Source organism: Phocaeicola sp. RTP21198st1_B8_RTP21198_201120 (genome assembly GCF_040929485.1).
GTDB lineage: Bacteria > Bacteroidota > Bacteroidia > Bacteroidales > Bacteroidaceae > Phocaeicola > Phocaeicola dorei.
Genome location: NZ_JBCOCI010000438.1, coordinates 1 through 1201 on the forward strand (window position 1 = coordinate 1; position 1201 = coordinate 1201).

The 1201-nt window shown below is 45.6% G+C and carries 1 protein-coding gene; it reads left to right on the forward strand.

Annotated features, from left to right (window positions below; translation table 11 throughout):
* Positions 1–27 precede the first annotated feature (27 nt).
* On the forward strand, positions 28–1201 hold a 1174-nt coding region (locus AB5935_RS27060; protein ID WP_410525558.1), incomplete at its 3' end, for a glycine dehydrogenase.

Genomic DNA, 1201 nt, shown 5'->3' on the forward strand with positions numbered 1-1201 from the left:
GGCATCAATGAACAAGATACAGCCATAATGCTCCGCAAAATTGGCGTGAACTCACTGGACGAACTGATTAATCAGACAATTCCCGCCAATATACGGCTGAAAGAGCCGCTTGCATTGACTAGTCCACTGACGGAATACGAATTTGGAAAACACATCGCTGAACTGGCAGCTAAAAACAAACTATATACCACATATATCGGTTTGGGATGGTACAACACGATCACTCCGGCCGTTATCCAGCGGAATGTATTCGAAAACCCAGTATGGTATACTTCTTACACTCCGTACCAGACAGAGGTATCGCAAGGACGTCTGGAAGCATTGATGAATTTCCAGACAGCCGTATGTGATCTTACTGCCATGCCACTCGCCAACTGCTCACTTCTGGACGAAGCAACTGCCGCCGCCGAAGCCGTAAGCATGATGTATGCCTTACGCTCCCGCGCGCAACAGAAAGCCAATGCGAACGTAGTCTTCGTAGACGAGAATATTTTTCCGCAGACATTAGCTGTCATGACTACACGTGCCGTACCTCAAGGCATCGAACTACGTGTAGGTAAATATAAAGATTTTGAACCTTCACCGGAAGTGTTTGCCTGTATTCTGCAATATCCGAACTCACATGGAAACGTAGAGGACTATTCTGAATTTACCGAAAAAGCACATGCCGCAGACTGCAAAGTAGCTGTTGCCGCTGATATTTTAAGTCTCGCCCTGCTAACTCCTCCGGGAGAATGGGGAGCAGATATTGTATTCGGAACCACACAACGCTTGGGTACCCCAATGTTCTATGGCGGTCCATCGGCTGCTTTCTTTGCTACCAAAGACGAATACAAACGGAATATGCCGGGACGAATCATCGGATGGTCTAAAGACAAATATGGCAAACTCTGCTACCGAATGGCTTTACAGACACGTGAACAACATATCAAACGGGAAAAAGCAACTTCAAATATCTGTACCGCACAAGCATTATTAGCTACTATGGCAGGCTTTTACGCCGTTTATCACGGTCAGGAGGGTATCACTACAATTGCATCACGTATACACAGCATTACTGTATTTCTTGAAAAGCAATTAAAGAAATGCGGATATACACAAGTCAACGCTCAATACTTTGACACCTTACGTTTCGAATTGCCCGAACACGTTTCGGCACAGCAAATCCGCACGATAGCACTTACCAAAGAAGTTAATCTGC